This is a genomic window from Novosphingobium lindaniclasticum LE124, assembly GCF_000445125.1.
Classification (GTDB): Bacteria; Pseudomonadota; Alphaproteobacteria; order Sphingomonadales; family Sphingomonadaceae; genus Novosphingobium; species Novosphingobium lindaniclasticum.
In genome coordinates this window covers 18,241-42,378 of sequence record NZ_ATHL01000114.1, presented here as the reverse complement: position 1 = coordinate 42,378, position 24,138 = coordinate 18,241, and the positions used below count along the sequence as shown (strand labels likewise).

At 61.6% G+C, this 24,138-nt stretch carries 26 protein-coding genes and 1 pseudogene; 3 read left to right on the top strand and 24 right to left on the bottom strand.

The genetic code is table 11. The features are described from left to right. Nucleotides 1-529: 529 nt before the first annotated feature. The 11 genes from L284_RS41580 to L284_RS41535 all read right to left on the bottom strand — a co-directional run bounded on the left by L284_RS41580 (nucleotide 530) and on the right by L284_RS41535 (nucleotide 8,431). Complete coding sequence (locus L284_RS41580; protein ID WP_021235327.1) at nucleotides 530-976, bottom strand: hypothetical protein; 447 nt, start codon at nucleotides 974-976, stop codon at nucleotides 530-532. Between the two features lie 543 nt (nucleotides 977-1,519). Continuing rightward, complete coding sequence (locus tag L284_RS41575; protein WP_031342835.1) at nucleotides 1,520-1,765, bottom strand: prevent-host-death protein; 246 nt, start codon at nucleotides 1,763-1,765, stop codon at nucleotides 1,520-1,522. 32 nt (nucleotides 1,766-1,797) lie between these two features. Beyond that, a complete protein-coding gene (locus L284_RS41570) occupies nucleotides 1,798-2,106 on the bottom strand; it encodes an addiction module antidote protein (RefSeq protein WP_008832815.1) in 309 nt (102 codons plus the stop codon). Between the two features lie 4 nt (nucleotides 2,107-2,110). After that, a complete protein-coding gene (locus L284_RS41565) occupies nucleotides 2,111-2,407 on the bottom strand; it encodes a type II toxin-antitoxin system RelE/ParE family toxin (RefSeq protein ID WP_021235323.1) in 297 nt (98 codons plus the stop codon). 68 nt (nucleotides 2,408-2,475) lie between these two features. After that, the gene (locus tag L284_RS41560) at nucleotides 2,476-2,844 is read right to left on the bottom strand and encodes a DUF3768 domain-containing protein (protein WP_081674097.1); all 369 of its coding nucleotides are present in this window, start codon (nucleotides 2,842-2,844) and stop codon (nucleotides 2,476-2,478) included. A 191-nt stretch (nucleotides 2,845-3,035) separates the two neighbouring features. Further along, on the bottom strand, nucleotides 3,036-3,818 hold the full coding sequence (locus tag L284_RS48530; RefSeq protein ID WP_021235321.1) for a DUF5983 family protein: 783 nt from the start codon (nucleotides 3,816-3,818) through the stop codon (nucleotides 3,036-3,038). Between the two features lie 10 nt (nucleotides 3,819-3,828). Further along, nucleotides 3,829-4,056 (bottom strand): hypothetical protein, encoded by a 228-nt coding sequence (locus L284_RS41555; RefSeq protein WP_021235320.1) that lies wholly within the window; start codon nucleotides 4,054-4,056, stop codon nucleotides 3,829-3,831. A gap of 41 nt (nucleotides 4,057-4,097) precedes the next feature. Next, entirely contained in the window at nucleotides 4,098-5,342 is a 1,245-nt protein-coding gene (locus L284_RS41550) for a hypothetical protein (RefSeq protein WP_021235319.1), read from the bottom strand. Further along, nucleotides 5,339-6,553 carry a type IV secretory system conjugative DNA transfer family protein gene (locus L284_RS41545; protein WP_031342831.1) on the bottom strand — a complete coding sequence of 405 codons (1,215 nt, stop codon included), beginning with the start codon at nucleotides 6,551-6,553 and terminating at the stop codon, nucleotides 5,339-5,341. Before L284_RS41545 ends, L284_RS41550 begins: the two co-directional genes overlap by 4 nt. A 68-nt stretch (nucleotides 6,554-6,621) precedes the next feature. After that, on the bottom strand, nucleotides 6,622-7,710 hold the full coding sequence (locus L284_RS41540; protein ID WP_152524729.1) for a hypothetical protein: 1,089 nt from the start codon (nucleotides 7,708-7,710) through the stop codon (nucleotides 6,622-6,624). Between the two features lie 391 nt (nucleotides 7,711-8,101). Continuing rightward, the gene (locus L284_RS41535; protein ID WP_021235316.1) at nucleotides 8,102-8,431 is read right to left on the bottom strand and encodes a hypothetical protein; all 330 of its coding nucleotides are present in this window, start codon (nucleotides 8,429-8,431) and stop codon (nucleotides 8,102-8,104) included. A gap of 282 nt (nucleotides 8,432-8,713) precedes the next feature. Here L284_RS41535 and L284_RS48055 point away from each other — a divergent pair, with 282 nt between their 5' ends. Continuing rightward, on the top strand, nucleotides 8,714-9,157 hold the full coding sequence (locus tag L284_RS48055) for a hypothetical protein (protein WP_152524728.1): 444 nt from the start codon (nucleotides 8,714-8,716) through the stop codon (nucleotides 9,155-9,157). Nucleotides 9,158-9,480: 323 nt separating this feature from the next. On the opposite strand, the gene L284_RS41525 is transcribed toward L284_RS48055, so the two are convergent. From L284_RS41525 to L284_RS41480, 12 genes are all read right to left on the bottom strand, one after another. After that, nucleotides 9,481-11,595 (bottom strand): integrase, encoded by a 2,115-nt coding sequence (locus L284_RS41525; RefSeq protein WP_456152322.1) that lies wholly within the window; start codon nucleotides 11,593-11,595, stop codon nucleotides 9,481-9,483. A 44-nt stretch (nucleotides 11,596-11,639) separates the two neighbouring features. Next, the gene (locus L284_RS41520) at nucleotides 11,640-13,427 is read right to left on the bottom strand and encodes a hypothetical protein (protein WP_031342828.1); all 1,788 of its coding nucleotides are present in this window, start codon (nucleotides 13,425-13,427) and stop codon (nucleotides 11,640-11,642) included. Beyond that, nucleotides 13,424-14,773 carry a tyrosine-type recombinase/integrase gene (locus L284_RS41515; RefSeq protein ID WP_021235312.1) on the bottom strand — a complete coding sequence of 450 codons (1,350 nt, stop codon included), beginning with the start codon at nucleotides 14,771-14,773 and terminating at the stop codon, nucleotides 13,424-13,426. Before L284_RS41515 ends, L284_RS41520 begins: the two co-directional genes overlap by 4 nt. A 125-nt stretch (nucleotides 14,774-14,898) precedes the next feature. Further along, nucleotides 14,899-15,186 (bottom strand): hypothetical protein, encoded by a 288-nt coding sequence (locus L284_RS41510; protein WP_021235311.1) that lies wholly within the window; start codon nucleotides 15,184-15,186, stop codon nucleotides 14,899-14,901. A gap of 22 nt (nucleotides 15,187-15,208) precedes the next feature. Beyond that, entirely contained in the window at nucleotides 15,209-16,339 is a 1,131-nt protein-coding gene (locus L284_RS41505; RefSeq protein ID WP_021235310.1) for a phosphoadenosine phosphosulfate reductase domain-containing protein, read from the bottom strand. Nucleotides 16,340-16,343: 4 nt separating this feature from the next. After that, entirely contained in the window at nucleotides 16,344-17,087 is a 744-nt protein-coding gene (locus tag L284_RS46985) for a hypothetical protein (protein ID WP_200861675.1), read from the bottom strand. 57 nt (nucleotides 17,088-17,144) lie between these two features. Continuing rightward, nucleotides 17,145-17,651: a hypothetical protein gene (locus tag L284_RS41500; protein WP_021235308.1), complete on the bottom strand. Its 507-nt coding sequence runs from the start codon at nucleotides 17,649-17,651 to the stop codon at nucleotides 17,145-17,147. Nucleotides 17,652-17,728: 77 nt separating this feature from the next. After that, nucleotides 17,729-17,995: a type II toxin-antitoxin system RelE family toxin gene (locus L284_RS41495; RefSeq protein ID WP_021235307.1), complete on the bottom strand. Its 267-nt coding sequence runs from the start codon at nucleotides 17,993-17,995 to the stop codon at nucleotides 17,729-17,731. Beyond that, nucleotides 17,979-18,206 carry a type II toxin-antitoxin system RelB family antitoxin gene (relB, locus tag L284_RS41490; RefSeq protein ID WP_021235306.1) on the bottom strand — a complete coding sequence of 76 codons (228 nt, stop codon included), beginning with the start codon at nucleotides 18,204-18,206 and terminating at the stop codon, nucleotides 17,979-17,981. The genes L284_RS41495 and relB overlap by 17 nt, the downstream gene beginning before the upstream one ends. Nucleotides 18,207-18,261: 55 nt before the next feature. Continuing rightward, a complete protein-coding gene (locus L284_RS48525) occupies nucleotides 18,262-18,771 on the bottom strand; it encodes a hypothetical protein (protein ID WP_021235305.1) in 510 nt (169 codons plus the stop codon). A gap of 16 nt (nucleotides 18,772-18,787) precedes the next feature. Beyond that, on the bottom strand, nucleotides 18,788-19,099 hold the full coding sequence (locus L284_RS41485; RefSeq protein ID WP_021235304.1) for a hypothetical protein: 312 nt from the start codon (nucleotides 19,097-19,099) through the stop codon (nucleotides 18,788-18,790). Between the two features lie 11 nt (nucleotides 19,100-19,110). Next, entirely contained in the window at nucleotides 19,111-19,782 is a 672-nt protein-coding gene (locus L284_RS41480) for a hypothetical protein (protein ID WP_040713965.1), read from the bottom strand. A gap of 541 nt (nucleotides 19,783-20,323) precedes the next feature. Here L284_RS41480 and L284_RS47595 point away from each other — a divergent pair. Beyond that, complete coding sequence (locus L284_RS47595; RefSeq protein ID WP_081674096.1) at nucleotides 20,324-20,923, top strand: hypothetical protein; 600 nt, start codon at nucleotides 20,324-20,326, stop codon at nucleotides 20,921-20,923. Next, nucleotides 20,905-21,229: pseudogene (locus L284_RS47590) on the top strand (transposase); the annotation flags it as partial. The gene L284_RS47595 and the pseudogene L284_RS47590, both read left to right, overlap by 19 nt. 136 nt (nucleotides 21,230-21,365) lie before the next feature. Here L284_RS47590 and L284_RS41475 read toward each other — a convergent pair. Next, entirely contained in the window at nucleotides 21,366-24,119 is a 2,754-nt protein-coding gene (locus L284_RS41475; RefSeq protein WP_031342822.1) for a phospholipase D-like domain-containing anti-phage protein, read from the bottom strand. Nucleotides 24,120-24,138: the final 19 nt, after the last annotated feature.

Sequence of the window (24,138 nt, the reverse complement as noted above, 5' to 3'; positions counted from 1 at the left end):
AGCGTCATCGAATCGATCAACAGCAGTTGGAAGGCTGAACAGCGTGAGAACAGTCGCAAAAAAACAAGTGTGAGTCGCCCCAGAAAGCCAGTCGGGTCTGAATTTCCCGCCTTCCCTCCCCCTGATGATGGAATTCCGTTAAGTCTAGCTGACTTTGCGCATCCAAACGGTCAGGACGAACAAGTACCAACGTCTCCCTCGGAAAGGATACGTCGCGACGACCCCAAGTGGCACGATCCATCGACCTACTTTGGACGATCTGACTCCAGGGTCATGATTGAGCTTTCATCATACGGCGAATTGCAAGATTTTCGTCGGCGTTACCAGCATGAGCTTGAAACGATCATGAAACCCTTCGGTGATGGCTACTTGGTGAAGGTCATCAAAAGTCCGTTTGGGTGGACTCCCGCTAAGGACTTTGTTTGCTTGTATCACGCTCGCGGGTATTCCTAGGCGTAAATCGGCTCAAGCTTCGGTGGCGATCTTGCGATCGTATCGCACGGCATCAATGCGAAGGGTTTTGCTATCCTTACGCATGGGAAATGATCCCGAAATGGCTGCTGATCGCCGTGAGGTGAGCATCGAGTACCCTTTCAGCATCAGCCGGGTCGGGCAGAGAGCCGATAGGGAACAAGCATGGATACCTGAAGTCGAGGCGCGCATGGTAATCCGACACCTGGCGAATTAGTCGTGATGCGTCGGGCGAGATTAGCTTGGAATCGGGACACTGCCGGAGAAAGGATCGCTCGGCCCTGTAAAGGTCATGGTTGATGAACTGCATCAGGTCCATCTCGTCGAAGCCGTGCTTTTTCAGCAGTGACTTCAACGATAGCTCGAGGGCGTGGCCTACAGAGTGCCAGAAGGGCGCTTCACACTGGCTTGCATCGACCAATGCGCGCGTTGCGCGGCCGTACTCAAGGGCCATCCGCAGATACCGGATGCCCAAATCTCCTTCGTTGCGGGATTGCTCACGCATTGGCTTCTCCTCGGGGCTGGTGGGATTGCCGCATGCATCGTCAGTGTTGACCGGCAGCGGATGACGGCCTAGAACAAACACTGTTCTAAGTGACTGATATTTAACATAATTGCTATTATCGCACCGGGCGAGATGGACGTTGATCGTCGCCCGCGCGCATGGGATGATCGCCCTGCGATGGCAGAGGAACATGGATGATGGACCCGAAACAGATGACCGACGAACAGTTGGTCGATGCATGGGATAAAGTCGAAGACGGCGAAAACCTGTCTGATTTTGAACAGGCGGTGATCGACGAAATTGAGCGGCGCAACATCGACTTGTAGAACGCCGTTAGATTTATGACGATTTGTCCATGTGCCCCGCCGGCATCTTGAACATGAACACCAGAATGCTAATGGGCGCGACAGGTGCCGGGTAAACGCGACCGCCCGGCACCGCCATCATTACATTCGGCCTTGGGCAAGGCGCGTTGGGTTAGCTCGGTCTGATGCGGCTTCGCGGATCGAGGCGTTGATGCTCGAGCACTCATTAGGGCGCGGCTCAGTCAGGCTCGGCGACAGGCTGGGCATTAGCAATGGCATTGAATGCCGCTTCGCTCAGTTCTTCAGGAGCAAGCGCGATGTGATCGAGACGCGCTAGGCGCTCGTATTCCGCAGCCGACAACATGACGACAAGCACGGCGCCATCGCGCTCGACCGCGATCGGGTGGGCCATAGCTTTATCGTAGTAGAAACCGAAGCGCTTCGAGACTTCGCTCGAGCGGAAGGTTTCGATAGACAAGCTCACGGCCTGATCTCCTGCAATTGAGGCAGCGGCTGTTATGGCGCCGGTGTGATTGCCTGGTGATTTGGCTGGAAGCTGATACGCAACCCAAGGGCATCGGCAATTTTGCCGATCGTCGCGAAGCTCGGATTCCCTTCACCGGACAGGGCTTTGTAAATGCCCTCACGGCTAAGGCCGGTATCGCGTGAGAGCTTGCTGAGGTTGCGAGCGCGCACCACATCGCCCAGAGCCGCGGCGATTACGGCGGTATCACCATCCTCAGCAGCGGCGTCCAGATATGCCGCAATGTCCGCTTCGCTCTTGAGGAAGTCGGCGGGATCGTAACGGCTAAAAGTCACGTCCATGATTTCATTCCTTCCATGCGTTCGCGATTGACTTTGCCTGCGCGATGTCTCGTCCCTGGGTGCTCTTGTCACCGCCACAAAGCAGGACAATCACGATGGGGCCGCGCTTCATGTAATAAACGCGGTATCCCGGCCCATAATCAATGCGAAGCTCGGATATTCCATCTCCTACGGGCTTTACGTCGCCTGGATTTCCAAGGCTCAAACGACGCAGGCGGATCTGTATCCGGGCTTTCGCATTTGAATCGCGCAAACCAGCCAACCATTGATTGAAGGCGTTAGACTGGATCATCTCGATCATGTGATAACCCTAGTTGACAGACTTCCGACTGTCAACCATGGTTGGCAATCGGAACATTTGTGCGCACGTCAGAGATCCTCGCGAACCATGATCGTCATGACGCGGCGCGTAACGCTGGCGTCAGTGGGATCGGGCGAACCCCATTTCAAGTCGGCGTCATAGGCGTCGATCTGGAAATAGACGGTCGTGCCCCGGTATTCGATCTGGCCCCGATCGCGCTCGGTCCTGTCGTCACCGGGATAGGTGAACTTGCGCACCTCTGCGAGGATCTGGGCCTGGGCAACAATCTCTGCCATCGTGCTGTCGGCAAAGGTGCCGAGGCAGGTGCGGGTGATGACGATGCGCCCGGTGCGGTCGAGACCGTGCCGGCAGCGATCGTTGAGGCGGGCAATGATTTCGCGTTCGGACATACCGGCTGCGACGGTTGCGAGGGACATGGCAATTCTCCTGCGGGTCAGGCGGCGAGACGGGGGCGCTGCGATGCGGGCACTGCAGCGTTGAAGCGTTCGATTCAGCTGCGCATGGATGGGCGCGCGGGGCGGTAAGAGGTAGTCCGGGACGCGGGTTTCCGCGTCCACGGCCTTGGCAGCGCTCTGCAGCTGCTTCGCGGGGAGGTGCCGGGAGCGTGTCACCACTCGTATTCCGGCAGTTCGTCGACCTGCGGGCCATCGCAGTCCCACATGATCCATGCGCAGTTTTCGCGCTTGGCGACGTGGATGGCCGAACGGATCTCGGCGGGGACGCCCTTGGCCTCGGTTATGCCGACGTCATCGCAGACGTGCATGAACCAGCCATAGTCGTCCTTGTCGAAGCAGGTCCAGGGACAGTGCGGCATCCAGTTTGCAGCCGTCGCGGGGCTCATATGCCTCGTGCTGAGGGCGAGCATTCTGGCGATCTCGAGCGGAGGCGGGACGTGGACGGCCTGGGCGAGAGCGACAGGAGTAACGATCGAGGCCCCCTCCCCAGCTTCGTTGGTGATGACGATCGGGGGAACAGCGAAATCGGCCTCGTCCAGATAAGCGTTCACCGCAGCGAGACTGCCGAGCGCCTCGATCTTCGCGCGATCGACGTATGGGGTGCCGTCTTCGCTGCAGGGATAAATGACCGGATCGCCCGTTCCGGTGAAGACGACCTTCTCCGGGCCCCACTGCCCGGTAAAACCGTAGGAGGACCGCACGAACGGCACGCCATGCGCCTCGCAGATGGGCTCCAGTTCCTTGAAGGTGCCATTGGCGACTTCGTGCGCATAGAGGCGCAAGGGCTGGCCTTCGGTCAGGTCGCTGTCGTTGAAAGGCTCGCCGTCCCAATCGGTGGACAGAGCCTCGGCCGCGATCGCGACCGTGAGGCTCTTCCAGAGGGCGTGACTGATGGTGCCGCCGATCGTGATCGACGCGGAAACACGGTCTACCATGTGGCGGCCCTCAGCGCAGTTCTTCGAGGACATCGGCGCAAAGCTGCGCATCCTCGCGGGTAAGCCGTTCGACGCGGGGCATGTCGCCCATGTCGATCACTTCGTAATCGTCCGACATGAACGACCATTCGGCGGGATCGAACTCGTCGTTCCAGCACCAGGTTCCGTCGGGCCAGAGGACGATTTCATGGCCGGCGTTCGGGTTCGGGGCGGCAATCTGTGTGGTGTTAGGGCACATGCTGCATCTCCTGCTGGCGCGGAAAATCCTTGCCTTCGCCTTCACCCCTCCCCCTCTCCTTTCGCGGCCTCGGACAGATTCAGTATGTCAGCGAGGGTCGGAGGTTGTGGCCTGCGCGGGCGACGGCCGAAGACGAGGCCCTGCTTGCCGGCATATTTGTGAAGGGCGCCGACTTCTCGGCCGAGCGCTGCGGCAAGATCTGTGAGGCTGATGCCATGCTCATGCGCGATGCGCAGCGCGGCCAGATGATCGGGGGTCCAGCGCTGGCGGCCTTCATGGACAAGGCCCAGGACATTCGCGCGCGTGAAGATGGCTGCGCGTGTGCGGCCCATTTGCCGGGCCAGTTCGGGCGTCGGGATCTTGCCGTAGTCCCGCCGAAGCCATGCTTCGTCGGCCTCAGACCAGTCAGGACCAAGGCGCCAGCCTTTGGACCGTGCATGAGTGCCGCGAAGATTCAGATATTCCGCGCGCCAGCGGATCGAGAAGACCGATCGGCCGAGCCGGTTGCGCAAAGGGGTAAGGCTGGCGTTGTCGCGGTAGGCTTTGATGAGCAACTCATCTTCCTCGGGCATCCAGACGCGGCCCCAGCCCTTCCCCTGCCCGGTTCGCCGCATAAGCGCCTGAAGCGACGACTTGGTGCGGGTCGAGAAGCCTTCCGTGCCAAGGATCACGCCGATCTGGGTGTAGGAATGTCCGGCTTCAGCAAGTTCAATGGCGCGCTCGATCTCGGCATTGGTCCAGCCCTTGGGCGTGCTCGCGTGCTTGATGCCCAGCTTCGTTGCGCGGCTGTAAACGCCGGGATGGGGTCTGCCGATGATGAGGGCGACCTGAGCCGTTGGAATGTCGGCCGCAAAGCCGGCGCGCAGCTGTGCATCTTCCCATGGTGTCCATGGCGGTGCCGCCGCTTCGCTGATGCCAAGGATCGCGGCACGGGTATAGACTGCGCCACATGAGCGGCCGAGGCGCGCAGCGATGGTGGCAGCCGACTCCTTTCCGTAAGTCTGGATCAGTTCGTGATCTTCAAGCTCACCCCACGGCCGCGTTGAATGGCGGCGCAGGCCAAGGGTGCAAACCTTGTCCCTGACACCTTGCAAACCCCGGCCCAGAGCCTCGGAGATTTCCGGTAGCGGAGTGTCATCGTTGAATAGCTGGCGCAGGGTGCGAACTTCGTCCGGGGTCCAGCTGTCGGAGCGATACGGCATTTCGCCAAGCGGCGCCGATGGCGTGGGCACCGGCGCTGCGAGCGGAACAAGTTCGACGATGATGGGTGCGGTGTCGTCGTTCATGACAAGCCCACCACATGGACATCGCTGAGCCGGGCGCGCAGCCGTGTGTGGAGGCGCGCCATGCGGTCATCGGCCCGTGGCATGGTATCGACGGCCGATAGCGCCGAGAGGACGTCCAGTGCCTGGTCCACGGCCTCGCGCGTGATGCAAAGGTGCTTGGCCAGTTCGCTGGCGGTGGTGGCGTTCGGCGAGATCCCCTTCAAGGCCAGGCAGATCGCTGTTGCGGTCGGCGCGATGGGATCGAGCAGGAAGGCATCGAGAGCGCGGCTTCCGCGCGTCTTCAGGCTGTCGTCACGCTGGTTCGAGGTTTCACGAAGATGCTCGAGGTCGAGCAGCTTCTGAGCCTCGGCATGGTCGAGGTCGGCAGCGCCGTGCAGGTCCGGGGTCGCGCCGAGATGTTCGGTGATGGTCTGGTCGATCTTGGCGAGCAGCGGGGTGCGAGTGAGCGCGGGGCCGAAGGCGTAGAACTCGCCGGCGCGAAGGGTGCGCAGCTTCTCGGCCTCGCTGCGGCTGAATCCCAGAATGTCGGCGGCGCGAAGGATGTCGCGGTCGAAGACGTTGATGCCGATGAGGAAGTTCTGAAGCTCGGAGACGACGGAGCTGGAGAGCTTGGCGAGGCGCTGGGTCGCGATGATGGGTGCGATCCCGCGTTTGCGGCCTCGGGCGCACAAGTCGGTGAGCGTGGCGACGCCAAGGCGGCGGGTTTCCGCGTCCTGCGCGGAACCGGCCTGATGGGGGGCGAGCAGGTGTCCTTCATCGATCGCGACGAGAACGGTGTGTTTCCAGTCCTCACGCGGCGCGCCGACAAGGCCGGCGAAGAAGGCCGATGCCTTGATGATGCGCTGTTCGGGATCGAGGTCGGTGAGATCCAGATGGAGTGCGATGCGGTGGTGCCGCGCGCGGGTCGCTGCGGCGGTCAGGCCATCGGCGGCGATTTCGGCGGCCTTGATCGTGGTGGCGCCGATGTGCGCGGCAAGGTTGCCGAACTCGCCTTCGGGATCGACGATCATGGTCTGCACATAGTCGAAGGCTTCTTCGACGATGCGGCGCATGGTCTGGCTCTTGCCGGCACCGGACCCGCCCTGGACCAGCATGCGTCCGGCAAGGACGCGGTCGAGGTCAAGTTCGAGGGCACCGTAGGACGTTTGGCCGATGGGAACCGCGCAGCGTGGTGGCGCTGGCGGTCCGGGCAGTTTGACGACGTTGGACATGGGGCGGCTCCTTTCGGGTTGCTCGCCTGTCCCCTCCCCCTCCCCTCAACTCGGCACTGGCGTCCCGATCAGCCTGCGGCCTCGGGCTGTTGGCTGAACTCGGAGGCAGCATAGGCCCGCCAGAGGTGGCCTTCGGCCTCGATCTGGTTTTCGAAGGTGCGGATCGAATTGCCGATGGTGACGATGAGGCCCTTTTCCTCATCCAGTTCGATATGGCCGGGCTCGTAGACGCGGCCAGGCCGGATGCAGGGGTCATTGTCGCCCATTTCGCAGCCTGCGGCCGAAAGGTCGGGCACGGTGAGCCCGGTACAGCGCCAGAGGTCGAAGCGATCGCCTTCGGCGCTGGCCGTCATGTAGCGTTCCCTGGCGATCGTCCATGCCGCGTTGACGTGATCGAGGTCATCGCCGATGTCGTTGATCGCGCCTCGGGCGATCAGCTGGTCGCCGCGATAGGTCAGCCATACGGCCAGCATGACCATGTTGGCATCGAGGTGGTTATGCGACGCGCAGCAACCGGATGTGATCGTCTGGTTGGTGAGCCGCATGGTCTGCCATTCGTCAGGCGTCATTTCCTGGGCGAGCGCCTTAGCGAAGGCGCAGGCAAGGGCTTCGCGGTTGGCATGTTCCATGGCCTCGGCGTAATCCTCGCCGGTGTAAATGGCCTCAAGCTCGTCTTCGGCATTGCGGCGATAGAGGCCAAAGCGTGGCTCGCCTGCGATCTCGCGCAGCGCGGCTTCGGGATAATCGATCCACATTTCGACGGGCTCACCCATCGGCCCGGTGCAGACTTCGAAGCTGGGCTTGGTGTCGTTGCGCCAGCTTTTGTCCGTCCAATCCCCCGGAATGGGCGGCATGCAGGCTATCGGATAGTCGGGGAATTGCAACGCCCACCGTGTTTCGACTTCCTGCGTGGTGTAGCCGAAGGCGAGCGATACGAAACCGGTCACGGCCTTCAGAGCGTTCACAGATGCGATCAGCTGGCGATCGCCATCGGCGCTGGAAAGAAGTTCTGCCCGCACATGCGGCCAGGTGGCTTCGTCCACGCGGATATTGAGGAAGCCATTCCACTCGCTGTCGTCGGTGTAGCCGGGAAAGATCGTGCCCTCGCCGAACGACCAAGAGACTTCACGGCGTCCGCTTGCGTCGCGTGCATTCACGCGGGGCGGGATCTTTGCCTCGGCCCCGGCCTTGTCGAGCATCAGCACGAGGATGGAAGGGCGATCGGCTTCATCCAGCGGGCGGGAGTCAAGGATATGGCGTCCCCCCCGTCCGATGCCGAAGGCGTTAAAGGTCGGCGAATGCCCGCCATTTGCGTTCGGGATCGATGTCCCTGCGTCGTATATCCTGACAGTCAAGCCAACTTGGGCGCTTGGCACAGTGGCAAAGCGCTACTGCACTTTGTCACTGTGCCAAGCGCAACCGCCGAAGGCGGAGTTCATCGTGCTCGGCGTGTCATTTGCTCATGCCTACCGGCACTCGTCTGAGCCCTTCAACAGATGGCAAGATTTGGCGTTTCGAATTGAGCCATATTACGGCCGTGTTGGGTGGTCAGTTGCCATTCCTCTGCGCGAGGCATGACCTTTGGGCATTTGCATCCTGCTTCATCGCAACGGCGTGGAGTCCAACTGCGAGCAGAGGTATAGCAAGGCCGACCATAAACTTCCGGGTGGAGGGCGCGAGTTTCAATCTCTCCATCAGAACCGCGCCTGCGAACAGAGCTATCACCGCCCCGATCCGCGTGATTGTGTAGAATACGCTTTCCGGCCTGCATGGCATCGCGGTATTGAAAAAAATGAGAGCGACCGCGATCAAGCCCGCCAGAAAAAAGCCGAGGCTCAAGATTGTGGCGGCGGCAGGAACGAATACGCGCTCGATCATTGCATTCACATACCGTGATTTGGAATGCCCGCAACGGGGCGCGAGCCGCCAGACCGCTTTTCTTGCCGCGCTGCGGTAAGCCGCCCTTCCGCTGACCGATGCCCATGGCCGCGCCGGGAAAGGCCGAAAGGGGTGGTGAGCGGACCGTGAGCTTAGGGTCGCTGGATAAGGGTCGCAATCCAGAATTACCGATGATATTTGACGAGAGGGGTTGGCCAATCGTGACGGCCAAATAGCTGAAAAATCGGGGGCATCATGCGATATTTGATAGCGGCTGCAGTGATGGGTTTAATTACTGTTCCGTCCACCTTGCCAGCGCAAGATATTCGCCAAGTGAAGTATCAACGATGGGGTATGTTTGGTGGATATAAAGACAAATTGATAGGTCAAAATTCATGGAAAGTAATAGCCGGTGTCAACGGAAGGGCTCCGGAAGGCAGCGCTTTTAATATTGCACTCTATCGGGCAGCAGAACTCAGCAAGGTGGCAGGGTTCAAGTATTTCCAGATCATTAATCAGAAAGGTAAGCAGTCATATGTAAGCCTTGGCGGAGCGTCTTCCAAACATAGCGCTGGAGGGGATGCAGAACTGCAGATTATAGCGGTTAACGAACCTTCTGCCCCCGAAAACTGTCTGGCCGAGAGACGGGAACTTTGTATGACGCTTGAGGTAGACGCTACCATGCAGCGAGTGAGCCCATTTCTGAAGTTCCCTCGCCTCAAATGATGTGATGCGGCACTGATCTGAGCCGCCTTGCTTAATGTCCGCAACGGGGCGCTTGCAGACCGGTAGAAAAACTTCGTTGTCGGCGATGCGCCACATCGAAGGCAACGTGCAGTAATCTGTCAACATTCGCCAGTAAACCACCATTTCGAGATCGGCCAGCCATTCTTATTTCGGTCATTTTCTCGCTGACTTTCAGAACCCCCGGGGTCGGCTGAAGGGTACTCTTTCGGCACGGGCGCGGGGATGGCGGTAAATGAGAAACCGGGAACAGGATGAGTCGGGAAGGCGTAGTTTTGGTGAAGAGGTTAGCGATGCTGCCGGGCCTACGGCTCGCGAGGATCGATCCCGGCAATTACCGCATTCAGACGGTCAAGTTCGTTCCGGAGGGCCTGACGCTGGAGATCGGATATGCGTCGCTCGCGTAAGTGCGACTTGGCATCGACAGCCGCGCGTTCCCATGCCGGCCTATGGCGCGCGGTGATGCAGGCATTGGGGCAGCGGGTCGGCTCGCATAGCGCGGTAAGCGGCTGCGAGGGATCGCGGGTCGTCACGCGCTTAAGACAGAGCGCCGTCGCAGGATCGAAGAAGCAATCGGCGAGCTGCCCAACATGGAGGGTACGCGCGACGCTGGCGAGCATCACACGTAACCTTGCTCGGTCGGCGATCATGGCAGGCAAAGGACCGAGTGCGTCCGCGGCCTCGTCGAGAGTCCGCGCGATGCGCGGTCCTGCCGGACCGCCAAGCGATGCGCCGCCTCGCCGTCGGTCGAAATAATCCAACAGGTCATCAAGCTGCCCAAGCTGGCGCTCTGCCTCGACTTCGGCGCGAAACCCGGATCTGCTGGTTCCGGAATAGCCATCGAAAGCGGCAACCGAGGCGTGTTTATACTGGATCATGCCGGCGATGGTGCCGAAAGGACGGTTAGCGATATGCCACGCGATGGTGCGACGAAACTGGCGCGGTGTGATGTGCCATGGCTTGCCATCGGGTCCGGCCGGGACGATCGGCATGTCGGCGCTGCCGAAGGCGGTGGTGACGTGATCGCGAAACGCGTTGAGATGGCGTATCACATCAACTGACAGATGCGTCCTGCCGGAACTGGAGCGTAATGCTGGCCAAAGCGTATCGCTGCCACCGGAGCGTGTCGACCTTGCCGACGCCAGGCGTTCGAGCACCGCTATGGCGTCTGCTACCGGCTCTATCGTTACCCAGCTTGCCGCCTCACCTGTGGTTGCGCGACGCTTATAGATGGTCGATCGAATACGGAATCGCTCGAGCAGGCCGTCCTCGCTGCGCTCAATCGAGAGGCAACCGAGCCGCATCGCCTGGACCTCGGAGTCGCGCATGCCGGTGAGATAGGCGCACACTATATAGGCAGCGACCTGAAGCATCTGCTCTTCACGTGCGAGAGTCTTCACGTCGAAGCGCGCGCACCAGGGCTGACCACTGTCGGGATCAATTGAGATCGGCGTGTCCATTCCGCCTGTTTCGACACCGAGGTTGGCGACGGCAGCCGCGATAATGGCGCGCGAACGCCTGTCGATTCGGAAGCTCATGGCCGGCTCCGCCGCAGCATCGACACAGGCGTGAAGCTCGAGAAGATGGTAGTTAATCGTCGGCGTTGCTTTCTGCGCGCCGACGTTGCTGTTCTTTGCGGCCCAGATTTGCATACCCCAAATCGGCACGCCACGGCCTTGCCGCGCTCGGCGGGCGAGATGGCGCTCGAGGCGAGCATGTTGTCGCCGTCGCCGCTCCGAGTTCGGCAGTCGACGCTCGATGGCGAGCAGCCGGGTGCGGCGCGCCTCGAGACGATCGAGCGCCTCTCGAGCCGCCAGGATGTCGTAGGCGAAGATGCTGACGTAGCGCAATGACCAGGCGAGCAGCGCGGCGATAACATTCTCGGGAAATCGCGGCGTGCGGTTCTCAACGACGTACCGGTGGCCTGCGACGCGAGCGGGTGCCTGTCCGGCCCAAGGTTCGAAAGCGAGACCACCGTTGGGCAAGTGGTCGCGATAGTGATAGAGATGGGAGACTGATTGCAGGTGTTGGCCGACTACTTCGGGTAGGAGGGCGAGATCGTCACGAAGATGACGGGCGTAAGCATCGACTAACGCCGGATCGATGCGTGCAAGATCAAGCCGTTTGAGCTTCAGGCGAACGAAGGCGAAGAAACGGCGTGCGCGGTCGAACGCGTGACGGATACACGTTGGCGGCAACTTTGGGGCGTAGCCGGGAAGATCGACGTTGAGGCGCGCATAGAGATAGGCGCGCATGGCGGCCTGCATATCGGCATGTTCGAGCAAGTCGAAATGCACCATCATCTGGGTGCGCTGGGTGTTCTCACGAAAGATAGCGGGACCGAGATCCCAGCTTGGATCGCCGACGCGCGATAGCTCCTCGCGGGTATAGCCCGGCTTCAGCGGCGCGCTCGCCAGCACTGGGCGATCGTCGAATGCCAGCGCGCGGACATGAGCGGGCGCGGTCATCCTTGTGCCTCCGGCGGCAAATAGAGCCGCTCGTTCTTCATCTGCTGGCGTGCATCGGTGATTACGATATCGGAGAAGGCCGGCAGGATCTGGCGGGTAATGCGGGCATGGACATGACCGAACTTGACCGCCCAGTCGCTCGCCAGCAGGCCCCGTCGCTGCTCTTCGACGAACGCGAGGAAGGCGAGAATGGCGGGAAGCTTGCGCGCGGTGATGACGGCGTTGGGACAATCGAGGCAACCCCAGAAGGGCTGCACGCACGGCGATCCGGCTTCGGTGAAGGGGCTACTATAGAAGCCTGCGCAAGCTGCGAGCCAGACATCCTGCTCGCCGTCGAGTAACGAACCCACTGTACCCGCCGGCGTCAGCGGCAAGGCCTGTGCGGGCGCTTCGCGCAGCGCCTGTTCGGCTGAAGGCGCAAGGACGATCGGCATCGCCGTAGCCAGCGCTTCGCGGAACGCATCAGCGACGGTCGCCTCATGCAGGGGCCGGAGCGATGGGAGATCGGCATAGTGCCGCGCGGCGACCTCACGGGAGTGTCCGACAGCGAAGCGAGCCATGTGGCCTTCAGTTTTGGTGTACCACAGCGCCTTGTGGGTCTTGCGGAGCCGGGAAAGCAATAGGTGGAGCGGTTTGCCGTCGTCATCGACAATATTGTGCCGCGCGGCCCAGGCCGTGACGCGCATGTTCCCAAGAGAGATACCTGTCCGAAGGCCTCCCTTTTGATGATAGGTCCAGAGACAATCGCCGGGCAGGTGCTTACGAGCGGCGGAGGTGATGTCGATCAGGCGGCGGATCAGCCCGCCGGGCGTTCCGCTACCGCCGTCGCGGACGCGCATACTCTTGTGCGCAGCGCCGCCCGCGCGGCGCTTCAGGTAGCGCAGTTCCACAGTGCCGGCACGTGCATTGGCGAGACAGTCCACGGTCAGCGCCGTTAGGCACTCGGGCTCTAAACCGGTGTCGAGCGTGAGCATGACGAGCAAAGACGGTAGATCGGAGCCAAGTAAATGATGCCGGCCATGAATGTAAGCGCTGAACCCGTCGGATGGCAAACCGTGTCGTCTGTGCAAGGCATATAGGTTTACCATGTCGCGCTGGTCGGTCAGGATAGAGCCATCGCGAGCGATGATCGCTTCAACGTTGGCTCGCGCACTCACGATTGCTGGCTTGTCGTCGTCGGTGCGATCCTCAACGCGGAGACGACGAAACATTGCTTCGACGTCAATCCGGGCTGCGTCGCGCAGTGCTCGCGCTACGAATGGGCTGTACGCATCGCGCGGGGTCGAACAGCCGACCGAGGTGGCCAGAATATAGCGTAGCCGCTTTTGCAGATCGGGCGCGATCCAGTCGCGCCCGTCGGCTTCGATTACGCGTAGCGTGTTGACGATCATGCTGACCGTTCCGTGACAAGTTCCCGCGCGTATCCCGCTCCGTTCGAGCGCTTCCGCGAAGCCATCGATGTGGATCGCACGCAGATCACCGGGACCGACCACCTCGGGAGCTTGGTCACCCAGCCAGGCGAAAAACCGCCGATAGCCATACCCATACTGTCTGACAGTCGTGGCGGCTCCCAAGGGGCCGCCGAGCGCGGCCAATCGTCGCAGTGCGCCGGCAAAGGCGATCGCTAGCGGGCGAGGATTGAACCTTGTCATATCGACCAGGACCGTGCCGCCATATCGCGCCTCGATGGTGAACTTAAGGCCGAGTACCGGATCGGGCTTCTGTGGCTCCGGCGTGATCGACGCGAAGATCACAGGACGGCCCTTTCGGGGACGCCCGCTCATGCGCCCTGCTGTCCCGGCAGCAGCGCGAGCAACTCCTCGACGGCAGCATCCACCGTATCGGCGCGGGTCGCTATATGGTCGAGGTAGATATAGGTGGTGGTGAGGCTCGCGTGGCCGAGCAGGCGTTGTACCTGTTGCAGCGGATCGCCCAAAATCAGCCGATAGCTCTCCATTGGTCCCGCTGGCAATGCCGCTTCGCGCAGCCGCTGCTGGATCAGCAATGCGAGCATATGGACGGCGAAGGCGTGGCGAAGCTGGTGCGGACTGATCGACAGCGGGAAGCCATTCTCCGCGCACCGCTTGCAGGCGCGGGTGAAAATCACCTCCCACGAGTTAGGGCGGACAGGCTGCCCGACCTCGGTCAGCCATAGCGCCGCTGGCTCGCAGGGCGTTCCATCCTCGTCGCACAGGATTAGGCGGCATCGTTCCTCCGGTGTGCAGACATCGCGCATGCGGTCGAGACCGGCGCGGGTGACAGGGATCGGTCGGGCGAACTTGGTGACACCGTCGCGCGCGGCGAACTTGGCCAATCCCGAGGCACGCTCGATGGCGACATAGGCTGCGATCTGACGCAGCAGCCGGCGCGGAACCAGAACGCTGCGTCCTCGGTCGCCCTTGGTGAGCGGCGGCGGGAGAGGCAGCCAGAGCTGCTGGGCCCGGTTGCCGTCGCGGTCGATCGAAGGAAGCTCGGCAGCGAGCAGGCACGACGCCTCTTCGAGGCGCAGGCCGGTGGTGACGAGAAGATCAGCAAACAGCGCGTTGCGCAGCCCGTTACGATCGCGAGCACCGGGGCGCTCCGTGCCGTCAGAGGTAAGGCCGCGCAGGCCGATCTCGCGGAAGACGCGGTAGTCTTCCATCGTGACGAACCGCACGTCCGATCGCTTGGCAACACGTTCATAGGCGTCGTTGCGCGCCGCGATCATGCCGCGCCGGCCTCCCTGGGCCGGTCGCCACACGGCGCGCCGGCTGAACGGCACCTCGGCGATCAGACCATGTTCCTCGCCCCAGCGGTAAAGGCGATCGAGGCTAGCCACAGCCCGGTTCCAACTTGCCGCCATGATCCGGTGATCAGCCTCATCGAGTCGTCGCTCACGATGATAGGCGGATACATCATCGCGGGTTGCTTCCCACACCGTCTTCCCACAGGCATCGAGAAAGCGAAGCCAGACCGCGACATCATAAGCATAGGCGCGAAGCGAATGACGCGAACGGACCCCCGACAGCGGTAGGTCGAGAAAGAAGCGATCCAGATCGCGATCATAGAGCGCGTCACCACACAGGATCAGTGGCACATGCGCGTCGAGACCCTTGGCCGCGCGGCGCTCGCAAACAATGATGGTCGACACCGGCGCGAAACCCTCCCCCCGGACCCCCCACCCGGAAGCTGACCTTCACACCGATGCACCCGATGGCCCGGCAGTAATAAGGCTGGCCTTCGCCAGCTCTTGGGTCAGCGCTACGGCCAGCCTGATTACTGCCTACCGTGGGCGTCCATCACCGACCCTACTACAAATTTGCGGTCGGCGCAGACTGTCCAGATAACGTCGTGGTACTGAATGTCAACGAACCCGGCAGGGCTGCGCTCGCGATCGGGCAGGAAACAGAAGGTGACGCGGCGGCCGTCGCTGGTACGTGCGGTGATGGTGTATTCGCCATCGGGGACGTCGATCGGCTTGTGCGGCACGTCGTTGAAGCCGGCGAAGCCGAGCGCAACGGCCTCGGCCTGGGACATGGTGGGATGTTCGTTGAAAGCAGTCATGGCAGTATCCTTTCGCGTTGGGTCAGGCGCTGCGGCGCTGGTCGATGAGGTCGGCAAAGCGGTCCCGCACGGCGCGGGCTGTCGGGAAGCGGTTGGCGAGGTGGTGGCGCGCGAGGATCGGCGCGCGGGCCTTGGCAATGGCCGCGGCCTCGGACAGGGTCGGCAAGCGCGGTGGCCAGCCTTTCACGTAGCGCAGGCCCTTGGGCATCGCGCCCTCGGCCTCGCGCCGATGCTGGGCGTCGATCTTGGCGGCCGCGATGCGGATCTGCAGGTCGCGTGGGAGAAGATCGGGAGCCGTGTCCGCAAGCCAGCGTGCAGGCTGAAACGAGAAGGTCGATTGCGCCTCAAGACCGCATAGGTGGATCAGCGCATCGCGGTTCGCAGGAGCGCTGGCTGAAGCGCGGGCATCGGCGATCGACTGCAGGACGCAGAAACGGCAGGAAAGCCGCGAACTGGAGTAGCAGGTATAGGCTTCGTGGAGCGGGATGCCGAGATGGGCATGGGCCGCGAAGACTTCGGCCGTCGTCCATTCGACGATGGGATGCCAGAGCATCATGCGCGTGCCATGGGAATTGTCGGCACCGGCGTAGCGCGTATCGGCTTTCCATTCCGGCGACTTCGATCGTGCGGTGCTTTCATCGCGGCGGATGCCGAGCACGTTGATGATCGTTTCGCCGCGCAGGGTGCGCGCCAGGTGCGGGCCGATCACATGAGCCTTGGCCTCGGAGGTACAGAAGCGCAGCGAGGCCGAAGACCACGGCCCGATCAGGTTGTAGGTTTCAAGGGCTTCGTAGCGGCGCTTGCCGTTCTCGAAGCGCTGCGCCCAGCGGTCGAAGAGGTCTCCGGCATTGCGGCGCACGACGCAGAGTGGTAAATCCGCAAGTGTTGCAAGCCGTTCGACCATGGCGGGCGTGCTATCCCATTCGGCGCGGCCGAGGTCAGCATGGATGACCAGGCGGCGGTTTCGGGGATGGCCGAGCTGATCGAGCACGATCGAGACGGCGAACATGGCGGCAGAGGAATCCTTGCCGCCCGAGACGTTGAAGACGATCCAGGCCCCGGCCTTGATCGCGGCGCGGATCTCGGCAGGCAGGGCGAGCGAAGGCAATCCTGCCGGCGCGGCGCCGGCAGGCTGCAGATGCTGGTGCAGCATGGGATCAGTGCGTGTTCAGATGGGCGGTGATCGCGGCTTCCTCGACGACGGGAAGCCTGCTGGCCATGTCACGCGCGATCGCTTCGCGATAGGCGACAGCCATCCACACCTCGCGCGGGTATCCTCGATACTCCTTTCCGGCCAGCTCGATCTTGTCGCCATACTGCTCGATGCGCTGACCGTTGTAGCAGACCAGGATTTCCCATTGGGTATGGCTGAAGCGCTTCTGCTCGATGGAGACGAGCGCCGGGTCGAAGACCGGCTTGGGGGTCTCGGATGGACCGGCGCCGGTGCCGAGCACCCGACCGATAATCCCGGTCGTGCTGTGAAAATCGATTCCGGCATCCGAGATGATGACGCAGCCGCCACCAAATTCGTCGGGCCGCAACGCATCGCAGGTGTGTGCCCACGAGAAGGCGCAAGGGAGTGCGGACTTGCACGCGGCGAAGATCAGGTTCGCCACCTGATCGACGCCAAACTGGTTGCCGCTGAAGCTGACCTGGCACTGCCCTTCGGCATCGGGTTCGCTGATGACGATGCTGCAGTCGAACGTCGGGAAGTCGGGATCGTCGAACAGGTCGAGAAAGCTCCCGAAATCGTCATCGTCTTTGGGCGGGAAGAGTGCGGCGAAGCGCGGGCCAAGGTCGGCGTATGCGAGGTCGCGCCCGGTATCGCTTATGCAAGGGTCTTCGACGATCTCGCTTGCGCGTTGCGCCAGCCTGACCATTTCGGCATCGTCGGCCGCCATCTCGAGGATGAAGGAACTGGTGAGGTAGTTGTTCGCCATGATGGATCTCCTGCGCGTTCAGGCAGCATCGCTGGCAAGGCGCGCGCGGGCAGCCTCGGCGAGTTTGGGAAATGCTGCCGAAAGGTTGGTGTGGATGGTCTCGAACGCAGGGATCGCGAAGCGGCCGTTGGCACCGGGGCGGGTGGTCAGCAGCGCGCCGATCGTCACCTCGTCGAGTTCGGGCTTCGGAATGGTGGCGACATTGCCGTCATATTCGACGGGGCATGCGATCGCGGCCTCGATCCAGGAGCCAAGCCCGTCTTCTACGGCCTCGGCATAGGCGGCGACCGCAGGGTCGTTCTCGTCGTCGATATGCAGGACGAGAGTGCGGTAGGTGCCAAAATCGTGGCGATTGGGCTTGCTGGTGAGGCTGCAGCCTTCAGGGGGAAGGCCATGGATCGCAATGATGCCGATGCGGTAGGCGTCGATCTCGAAGCGATTGACCCGCTCGAAATCAGGAGTCTGGCCGAGCTGGGCGCAATGAGCGTTGGCGGGCGCTGCGCCAATGTCGATGGTGTAGGACAAGGGAACCTCCGTCGATCCTCCATGGATCGCCCGTCCCCTTCCCCCTTCTCTCTATGGGTTATGGATGGTCTGGGAGGTCAGCGGTAAATGGCGCTTCGGTGGCCAACGGTCAGCACAAGCACGACAAGCCTGCCATCCTCGATCTCGCAGACAATCCTGTAGTCGCCAACGCGGTAGCGCCAGCGCCCTGCCAAGGGCCCGGACAGTGCCTTTCCTGACGCGCGGGGATCTTCACCGGCTGCAACCCGCTCGCGCAGGAACGTTATGATCCGCTTTGCGGTCTGGCGATCGAGTTTGGAGAGGGACTTTTCGGCGCTGGTTGACAGTTCAATCCGCCAGGCCAAGGCGCTTCTCCACGTCGTCAAGGGAACTTGCGGTTTCGCGGCCAGCACGAATGTCCTCGAGCACCTTGTCGGAGAGGTAGATGTCTTCCATGTCCTCAAGGCCGCGCTCGATGATTTCGCGCAAGTAATATGCCTTGGTGCGCCCGGTGGCGCTCGCGAGATGATCGAGGCGCTGCTCTACTTCAGGGGCGAGGCGTACTGACGTCGCCATGGCATTGTCTCCGGTTGAATACGTGTATTCACATTATCACAAGATTGCGGCCACGTCACTCCGGCTCGAACGTGAAATTCCAGCCATGGATATGGAGCATTTCGTTCCCGCCCCGATCGAAAGCGAAGAAGATGGAATCGAGGTCGGCGCCGGGTTCGATCAGCAATTCGAGCGTGTGATGCGTGCTGTCTGCGACCACCGCGCGCGTATAGCCGGCTTCGCGGGCTTCGGCCTCGGTGTGGATCGGCGGCGGTGATGACCGGATGAATGGCTTGGCGGCCAGCTGGGCGGGACCGTCGAAGGTGCCGAGCGTCTTCAGGCGATCGGTTTCCAGCTTCGCGCCAAGATCCTTGGGCAGATCGGCATATTCGGAGGCAACGGCGATTGCGTCTGCAGCGGTTGGAAGCTCTCCGGGGGCGCTTCCCTTCCAGATGTAGGTTGCTTCCTCGCCCTCGATGCGGGGATGCGGCTGCATGACCTGCACGAAAAATGTCGACAGGGGCCGGTCGTATCCGATGGCGACGCTGCTCGCGACACCCTTCCCGGCGAAATCGTATCGGCTCATGAGGATGGATCTCCGGTCAGTTCACCAGTGCCAGCCATTCCGCGTGCCAGGGGCGTGGGAACGGGTTGTAGCGGATGAAGGTAGGGACAAGGGGCATGCCCATTGCGGCAAGGCTTTCCGCCATGGAAACCCGCTGGAGGGCTTCGGCAAGGTCATCTTCCAGCATGAAGTCCAGCATGAAGTCCAGCATGGCAGCATCATGGACCTGATCACAAGTGAGCATTGTCCAGTCCAGCGCATCGAGGAAAGTCTCCCGGCGCTGCACGAAGCGTTCGATCCGTGCGGCATCGCTGCGGACCTGATCTACAACCTGTTGGGTGGTGAGCATGGGATGTCTCCCTAAGCGGCGATGGGTTCGCGGCTGATCGGCGCCGCGGTCTCGACGGGCGCGGGCGACGGAACGATGGCATCGAGGTGCAGATCGCGACGGATGCGGGCGGCAAAGCGGGCACGCCGGACGAAATCGCGCATGGGGGCAAAGCGCAGTTTCTGACCGGCTGCAGGACCGCGCTTCGCGAAGTATTGTACCTCGTTGCCCTCATGGAGCGGGCCGACGCTGAGCATGATCGAAATGTCATCGCTCGACAGCGCGACATATCCTGCGATCGCGGGATCGCTGGGCGTGGAGCTGATGGTGAAGCTGCCGGGGGCGAGGCCGATTTCCAGCGCGAGCGCCTTCATGGCCTTGCACCCGTCGGCGTGGAAGCGCTCCTTGGCAACCCGGTCATGGGCAACGCCGCGAACCGCGAGGGTGAGAAGCGCGGGGAAGCGTTCGAGTTCGGTGACGCGGCGGCTGCAGGCGAAGCGCAGACTGTCATCATCGGCGCGGTCAGCGGTGACAGTCGCGAAGTGGCGCGCGAGCAGCGCGATCGCCGGGTCGTGATCGGGATCAACGCCTGCAATGCGGCAATCTTCCATGGCCCGGTTGAGGGCGTGAAGCGTTGCGGTGATGGTGGTGAGACTGCTGGGGTCGATCGCCTGCATGTGACGAAACGGGACGTCGTAGGTCATGGTAGGGCTCCGGGTCAGACCGAGCGCATTCCCGCGCTCGATCTTTCCTTTCCCCCTCCCCTTTGGGGCCTCGGGCCCTCGGGTGTTTACAGTAGAAGTCGGCCGCCCATGTCTCGATCCATCTGGCGGTCACTCAGTCGTGCACCAGGTTAACGCTTTCAATAAGCGCGCGAATCTGGGCCTGAGCTTGCTGGATGGCTGCTATCCCATGGATCGGATAGTATCTGAGAAAACGCAGGTTCCAGGGTGATGACAGTCGAGCTACGGGGTTCGCGCAGTCGATCGAACTGGGCGATGGTTCAACGCTCCATATGGTCGGCAGCGAGAATATCGGTCTTCGACACTTATTGGCTCCTGGCATCGCATCAGCAGCAGTGCTGCTATATCTGCGAATCGAGCGAGGCGACGCAGTTTTCGTAGGTCTGAAGGTAATTGCATGTACGATTTGCCCGTTGAGCTTTTACATTGCCGAATTAGGAACCAAGGGAGGTTTGGCGAATGCTAAGCAGGCTCGGTTAAGTTCTGTACGAGGAGGGCATTCATGGCGGCGGAAGTGGTTAACCCTCTGAGACGCAATGAGATTGCACGATTAGCTTTAGCGATGGACGAACACAGCTATTTCTTCTCCCTGCGCAGAGGCGTGAAGACTAGATTCTCGCGAGATTTGAACGGTAGCGGAACTCAAGGTATATATATTAATAGAGCAGATGACGAATTCTCCTCTGATTACTTAATTTCTGTCGTGTTCCAGCCTTCTTACGGCAAGGATGACGAATTCCTATATGAAGCTGATCTAATTACCGATCAACGAAAAGACTATGAGCCAACTGTAAACAGGGGGAAACATCGGTTCAAGGCTTGGCGGGCTTATATGGAAGTCGACTGGAATGGGGACGAATGCCGTCAATGGCAAGCGGACGTGGTGCGCCTTTCAAGATCAGCCGACACCTTGACTGGTTGGATACAGGCCGACCTAGAGATGATTGTAAGGTGTGGGTCGAGAAACTGCTGGCATTCCGCTATCCTGAGCAAAACCGATCTTGAGCGGCACGTCGCAGCGGGAATGACATTGGAAGCCCTGACGAGTCAGTTTAAGTGTTCGGAATGCAATAAGCGCGAGGCCCGTATTTCGGCGTTTTAAGCCATCAGGATGGGAGGCAGAAGTCCTTTCTTGTCAAGCTCCCCTGCCGGACCAGTTCCGGGCCATTGCATCGGCTGATCGACAGCACGGGCGTCAAGGCTATGGGGGGGGAATGGTGCAGGCGCAAGCATGGTCCGTGCAAGCGGCGTCAGTGGTGAAACGTCCACCGTGAGTGGACGCCGGTTCGTTGGTGATCCGCGCTATCGAACTGACCGGAAGCCGGGTTGGCGATGCACTAATGATGCCCGAACTGCTCCAGCAGCCCCCTATGATCAAACCATCGCGAGCGTCAAGGCCGATGGAGCTTCGACACAAGGGCTAGCTTTGAAGCTACGCCGCATACGATGATCGTTCGACCATGCACGACGCTGAAGTCGTTGGCCGCTAAGCGGTTTGCTCCATCACTATTGATGGGGGCGCCTCCAGCATCAGGTTGGTATCGTCATCGTCCCCATCCAACACTTAGCAGCGTCTCGATATCGGAGCGTGCCAACACTTCGCTGGCGACCGCCCACGAGTCTTCCGACGAGAGATCGCCGCCGTATCTCGCCTCGAAAGGGTCCCAGCGCTTCCGTGGGACCGTGTAGGCGCGAAGTCGCTCTTCGAGTGTTTCGATGTCGTCGATCCAGTCGGCGTCGATCGTCTCGGGCAGCGTTCCGAGGATATCGCTCGATATCCGAAGCCGGTCGGACAGAACTCGATAGACCTTCTCGTCGATGGTCCCTGCGTATGTGAGATTCGCCATATCGACACGGAGGCGGGTCTGGCCGAAGCGCTTGATACGGCCGATCCGCTGTTCGAGCCGCGAGGGATTCCAAGGCAGATCCACGTTGATCAGCGTGCCGAGCGTTTGGAGGTTGAGTCCTTCGCAGGCGGCGTCGGTCGCGACGACAAGTTTGATCTCACGATTGGCGACGTGGCGCTTGATCTGGACGCGTTCAGCCGTCGTAGCCTGGCCATCGACGATGATGCGAGACTTCCCCATCCCGGCATAAAGTGCGACCACTTGGCCCGGCGCGGCGAGGCTGAGCGCTTCGGCCATCCACGCGGCGGTGTCGAAATATTGACTGAAGACGATGCATCCCATTTCGCGCCATGAGCGATCGCCGCTTCGGTGCTCGTCAAGGAAGTATTCCACTGCCTTCAGCTTGGGATCGATCGCGCCGGTGAGAGCCTCAATGAGGATGCGCAGATGCAGCTTCTCGTTTTCTTGGGCGTCGAAACTGTTGATCTCGAGCTCCTCTTGGAGCTCCTCGTCAAGTTCGTCCTCGCCGAGAAGAGCCCGGGCGGTCGCGATCGCCGCTACATGGCTCGAGCAGAGCCGTTGCAGGAGGAGCGTCTTCATGAAGCCTGCTGGCTTGTCCCGTCGTCCATATGCCTTCGTGAAGGCGTTGACCGCTTCGAGCGCGCTCGCGAAGGCGTCCGACGTGTAGAGGCTAAGCGGATTGAATAGGTGTCCCGGTCCGGGCAGGTCGGCGCTTGGATGGACGTCGACGGGCAGGCTCGGGATGAGGCCCAGACGCTCTAGGTCGCGACGCTTGCGGAGCACGATGTGCCGCAGAAGCGGGTTGTCGCGCTGGAAGTAGCCGAGCCCGTCGCGGATGGCCGTAAGCTCCATCTCCGCTTTGGTCTCGACAACCAGGTTACCCATGTCCGACGGGAACCTATTGGTAATCCAGTCTCGTTCCTCGAGATCGAGCGAGCCGCGGATGTCGGCGAGCAGATCGTCGTCGCCGGTCGGCGGAAGCGGGTTAGTGAGAAGCTGCCACCCTTCGCGGAGACTGGTTACCTGTGTGTCGCCCTTCAGATACGGTAGCACACGATCCGGACGCTGCCATTGAGAGAAGGCCGAGCCGAGCACAAAATCGGCGTCGCGGTTTAACGCTAGAAGCAGGTCCCACAGGTCCCGCTCGCTCGTCTGAATCGGCGTCGCCGTCGACAGAAGGAGGTGCTTCGTCCGTGTCGCGATGCGCTCTACGAACTTGAGGAGGTTGTTTGGCGTGCGATCGTCAGAGCCGATGCGTTCGGATCCGCGCGCCTTGTGCGCCTCGTCCAGGATGACGAGGCCGAACTTGCGCCGCAACAGGTGCTCGGCCTCGGTCCCAGCCTTCGGCTCACCGTGGCGATCTACGCCGTGCACGATGAGACCGGTCGAGACGAGGCCAATAGCGTAGGGGCATCGGCCCACATCGGCGACGCCGGCACCTTTGATCGTTCGTCCCGCAGGGTCGATCCATACCTTGCGTGTGCTGTGCCATCGGGCGACCGGCATCGCCAGGCGATCGAGTAACTCAATCTGCCATTGCTCCAGCAGAGAGGAGGGAACGAGGATCAGGACCGGTCCATCGCCCAGCAGCACCGAGATCAGGGCCGACGCGGCCAGCGAAAGAGTCTTACCGACGCCGACTTCGTCGGCGAGCAGCATGCGGGTCTTCTTATAGGTTTCGCGGTGACGAAGGAACTCGACGACGAAGGCGCGCTGCCATGGCTGTAGCGACTCCCCGTCCCGGTAGATCGGCGTCTCTGCAAGCGCCGCCGCTGGAATTTCTTCGGGACGGTCGTGGAAGCCCACTATTTCGACTTCGCGCCGATGCGCCAGACGGCCCACTTCACTGATTATCGCGTCTGGAAGCGGCTTGCCCAGAGCCCACAGCTCGTCGAACTCCTCCTGGACCCAGGCAACGCCCTCAGCTGAGCTGTCCTCCCAGACCAGTTCGTAGTTGTGAGCCCAAGCGGCACGGGTCTCGTTGATCGAACCCATGAACGCAACCGCCCCCTCAGGGCCGCGTAACACGCCGGCCTTACCATGAAGGAACGGAGCGACGGTTCGAGGCACGATCCGAATCTCGACCCGACCGGAGATGAGCAACTCGTGCAGCCTGAAGTAGCGGTCGCGGTGGATGGCAGCGTCGACGACGACGTCGCCCTCGACGAAGCGCTGAAACAGCAGTGCGTCGCGCACCCGCTGGGCAGCTTCGACGTCCTCAGGATCAAGATCCGCGTTTGCGACGATCCGAACCTTGCCGATCGCACCGATCTCCTCGCCGACCAGCTCGAAGATTGAAGAGCGGAAATAGCCGGCAATTCGGTCGTAGCTAGTGGCTACGCGAAGGCGTTCGGCGAGATAGGCGTGCGAAAGCCGGCCCTTGCGAGATGAGAATCTGGACAGCCGACCGCCATCGGCGAAGGCCGTCACGTTTGTCGCCGTGTCGGTA

Bases quoted from the DNA above. Each gene is read 5' to 3' on its own strand.
- L284_RS41480 (WP_040713965.1), bottom strand. From the start codon at position 19,782: ATGACCTACGACGTCCCGTTTCGTCACATGCAGGCGATCGACCCCAGC.
- L284_RS41535 (WP_021235316.1), bottom strand. From the start codon at position 8,431: ATGATCGAGCGCGTATTCGTTCCTGCCGCCGCCACAATCTTGAGCCTC.
- L284_RS41510 (WP_021235311.1), bottom strand. From the start codon at position 15,186: ATGACTGCTTTCAACGAACATCCCACCATGTCCCAGGCCGAGGCCGTT.
- L284_RS48055 (WP_152524728.1), top strand. From the start codon at position 8,714: ATGGGTTTAATTACTGTTCCGTCCACCTTGCCAGCGCAAGATATTCGC.
- L284_RS41545 (WP_031342831.1), bottom strand. From the start codon at position 6,553: ATGTCCAACGTCGTCAAACTGCCCGGACCGCCAGCGCCACCACGCTGC.
- L284_RS41565 (WP_021235323.1), bottom strand. From the start codon at position 2,407: ATGATCGAGATGATCCAGTCTAACGCCTTCAATCAATGGTTGGCTGGT.
- L284_RS41485 (WP_021235304.1), bottom strand. From the start codon at position 19,099: ATGCTCACCACCCAACAGGTTGTAGATCAGGTCCGCAGCGATGCCGCA.
- L284_RS41570 (WP_008832815.1), bottom strand. From the start codon at position 2,106: ATGGACGTGACTTTTAGCCGTTACGATCCCGCCGACTTCCTCAAGAGC.
- L284_RS47595 (WP_081674096.1), top strand. From the start codon at position 20,324: ATGGCGGCGGAAGTGGTTAACCCTCTGAGACGCAATGAGATTGCACGA.
- L284_RS48525 (WP_021235305.1), bottom strand. From the start codon at position 18,771: ATGAGCCGATACGATTTCGCCGGGAAGGGTGTCGCGAGCAGCGTCGCC.
- L284_RS41505 (WP_021235310.1), bottom strand. From the start codon at position 16,339: ATGCTGCACCAGCATCTGCAGCCTGCCGGCGCCGCGCCGGCAGGATTG.
- L284_RS46985 (WP_200861675.1), bottom strand. From the start codon at position 17,087: ATGGCGGCCGACGATGCCGAAATGGTCAGGCTGGCGCAACGCGCAAGC.
- L284_RS41520 (WP_031342828.1), bottom strand. From the start codon at position 13,427: ATGAGCGGGCGTCCCCGAAAGGGCCGTCCTGTGATCTTCGCGTCGATC.
- L284_RS41550 (WP_021235319.1), bottom strand. From the start codon at position 5,342: ATGAACGACGACACCGCACCCATCATCGTCGAACTTGTTCCGCTCGCA.
- L284_RS41560 (WP_081674097.1), bottom strand. From the start codon at position 2,844: ATGTCCCTCGCAACCGTCGCAGCCGGTATGTCCGAACGCGAAATCATT.
- relB (WP_021235306.1), bottom strand. From the start codon at position 18,206: ATGGCGACGTCAGTACGCCTCGCCCCTGAAGTAGAGCAGCGCCTCGAT.
- L284_RS41580 (WP_021235327.1), bottom strand. From the start codon at position 976: ATGCGTGAGCAATCCCGCAACGAAGGAGATTTGGGCATCCGGTATCTG.
- L284_RS48530 (WP_021235321.1), bottom strand. From the start codon at position 3,818: ATGGTAGACCGTGTTTCCGCGTCGATCACGATCGGCGGCACCATCAGT.
- L284_RS41555 (WP_021235320.1), bottom strand. From the start codon at position 4,056: ATGTGCCCTAACACCACACAGATTGCCGCCCCGAACCCGAACGCCGGC.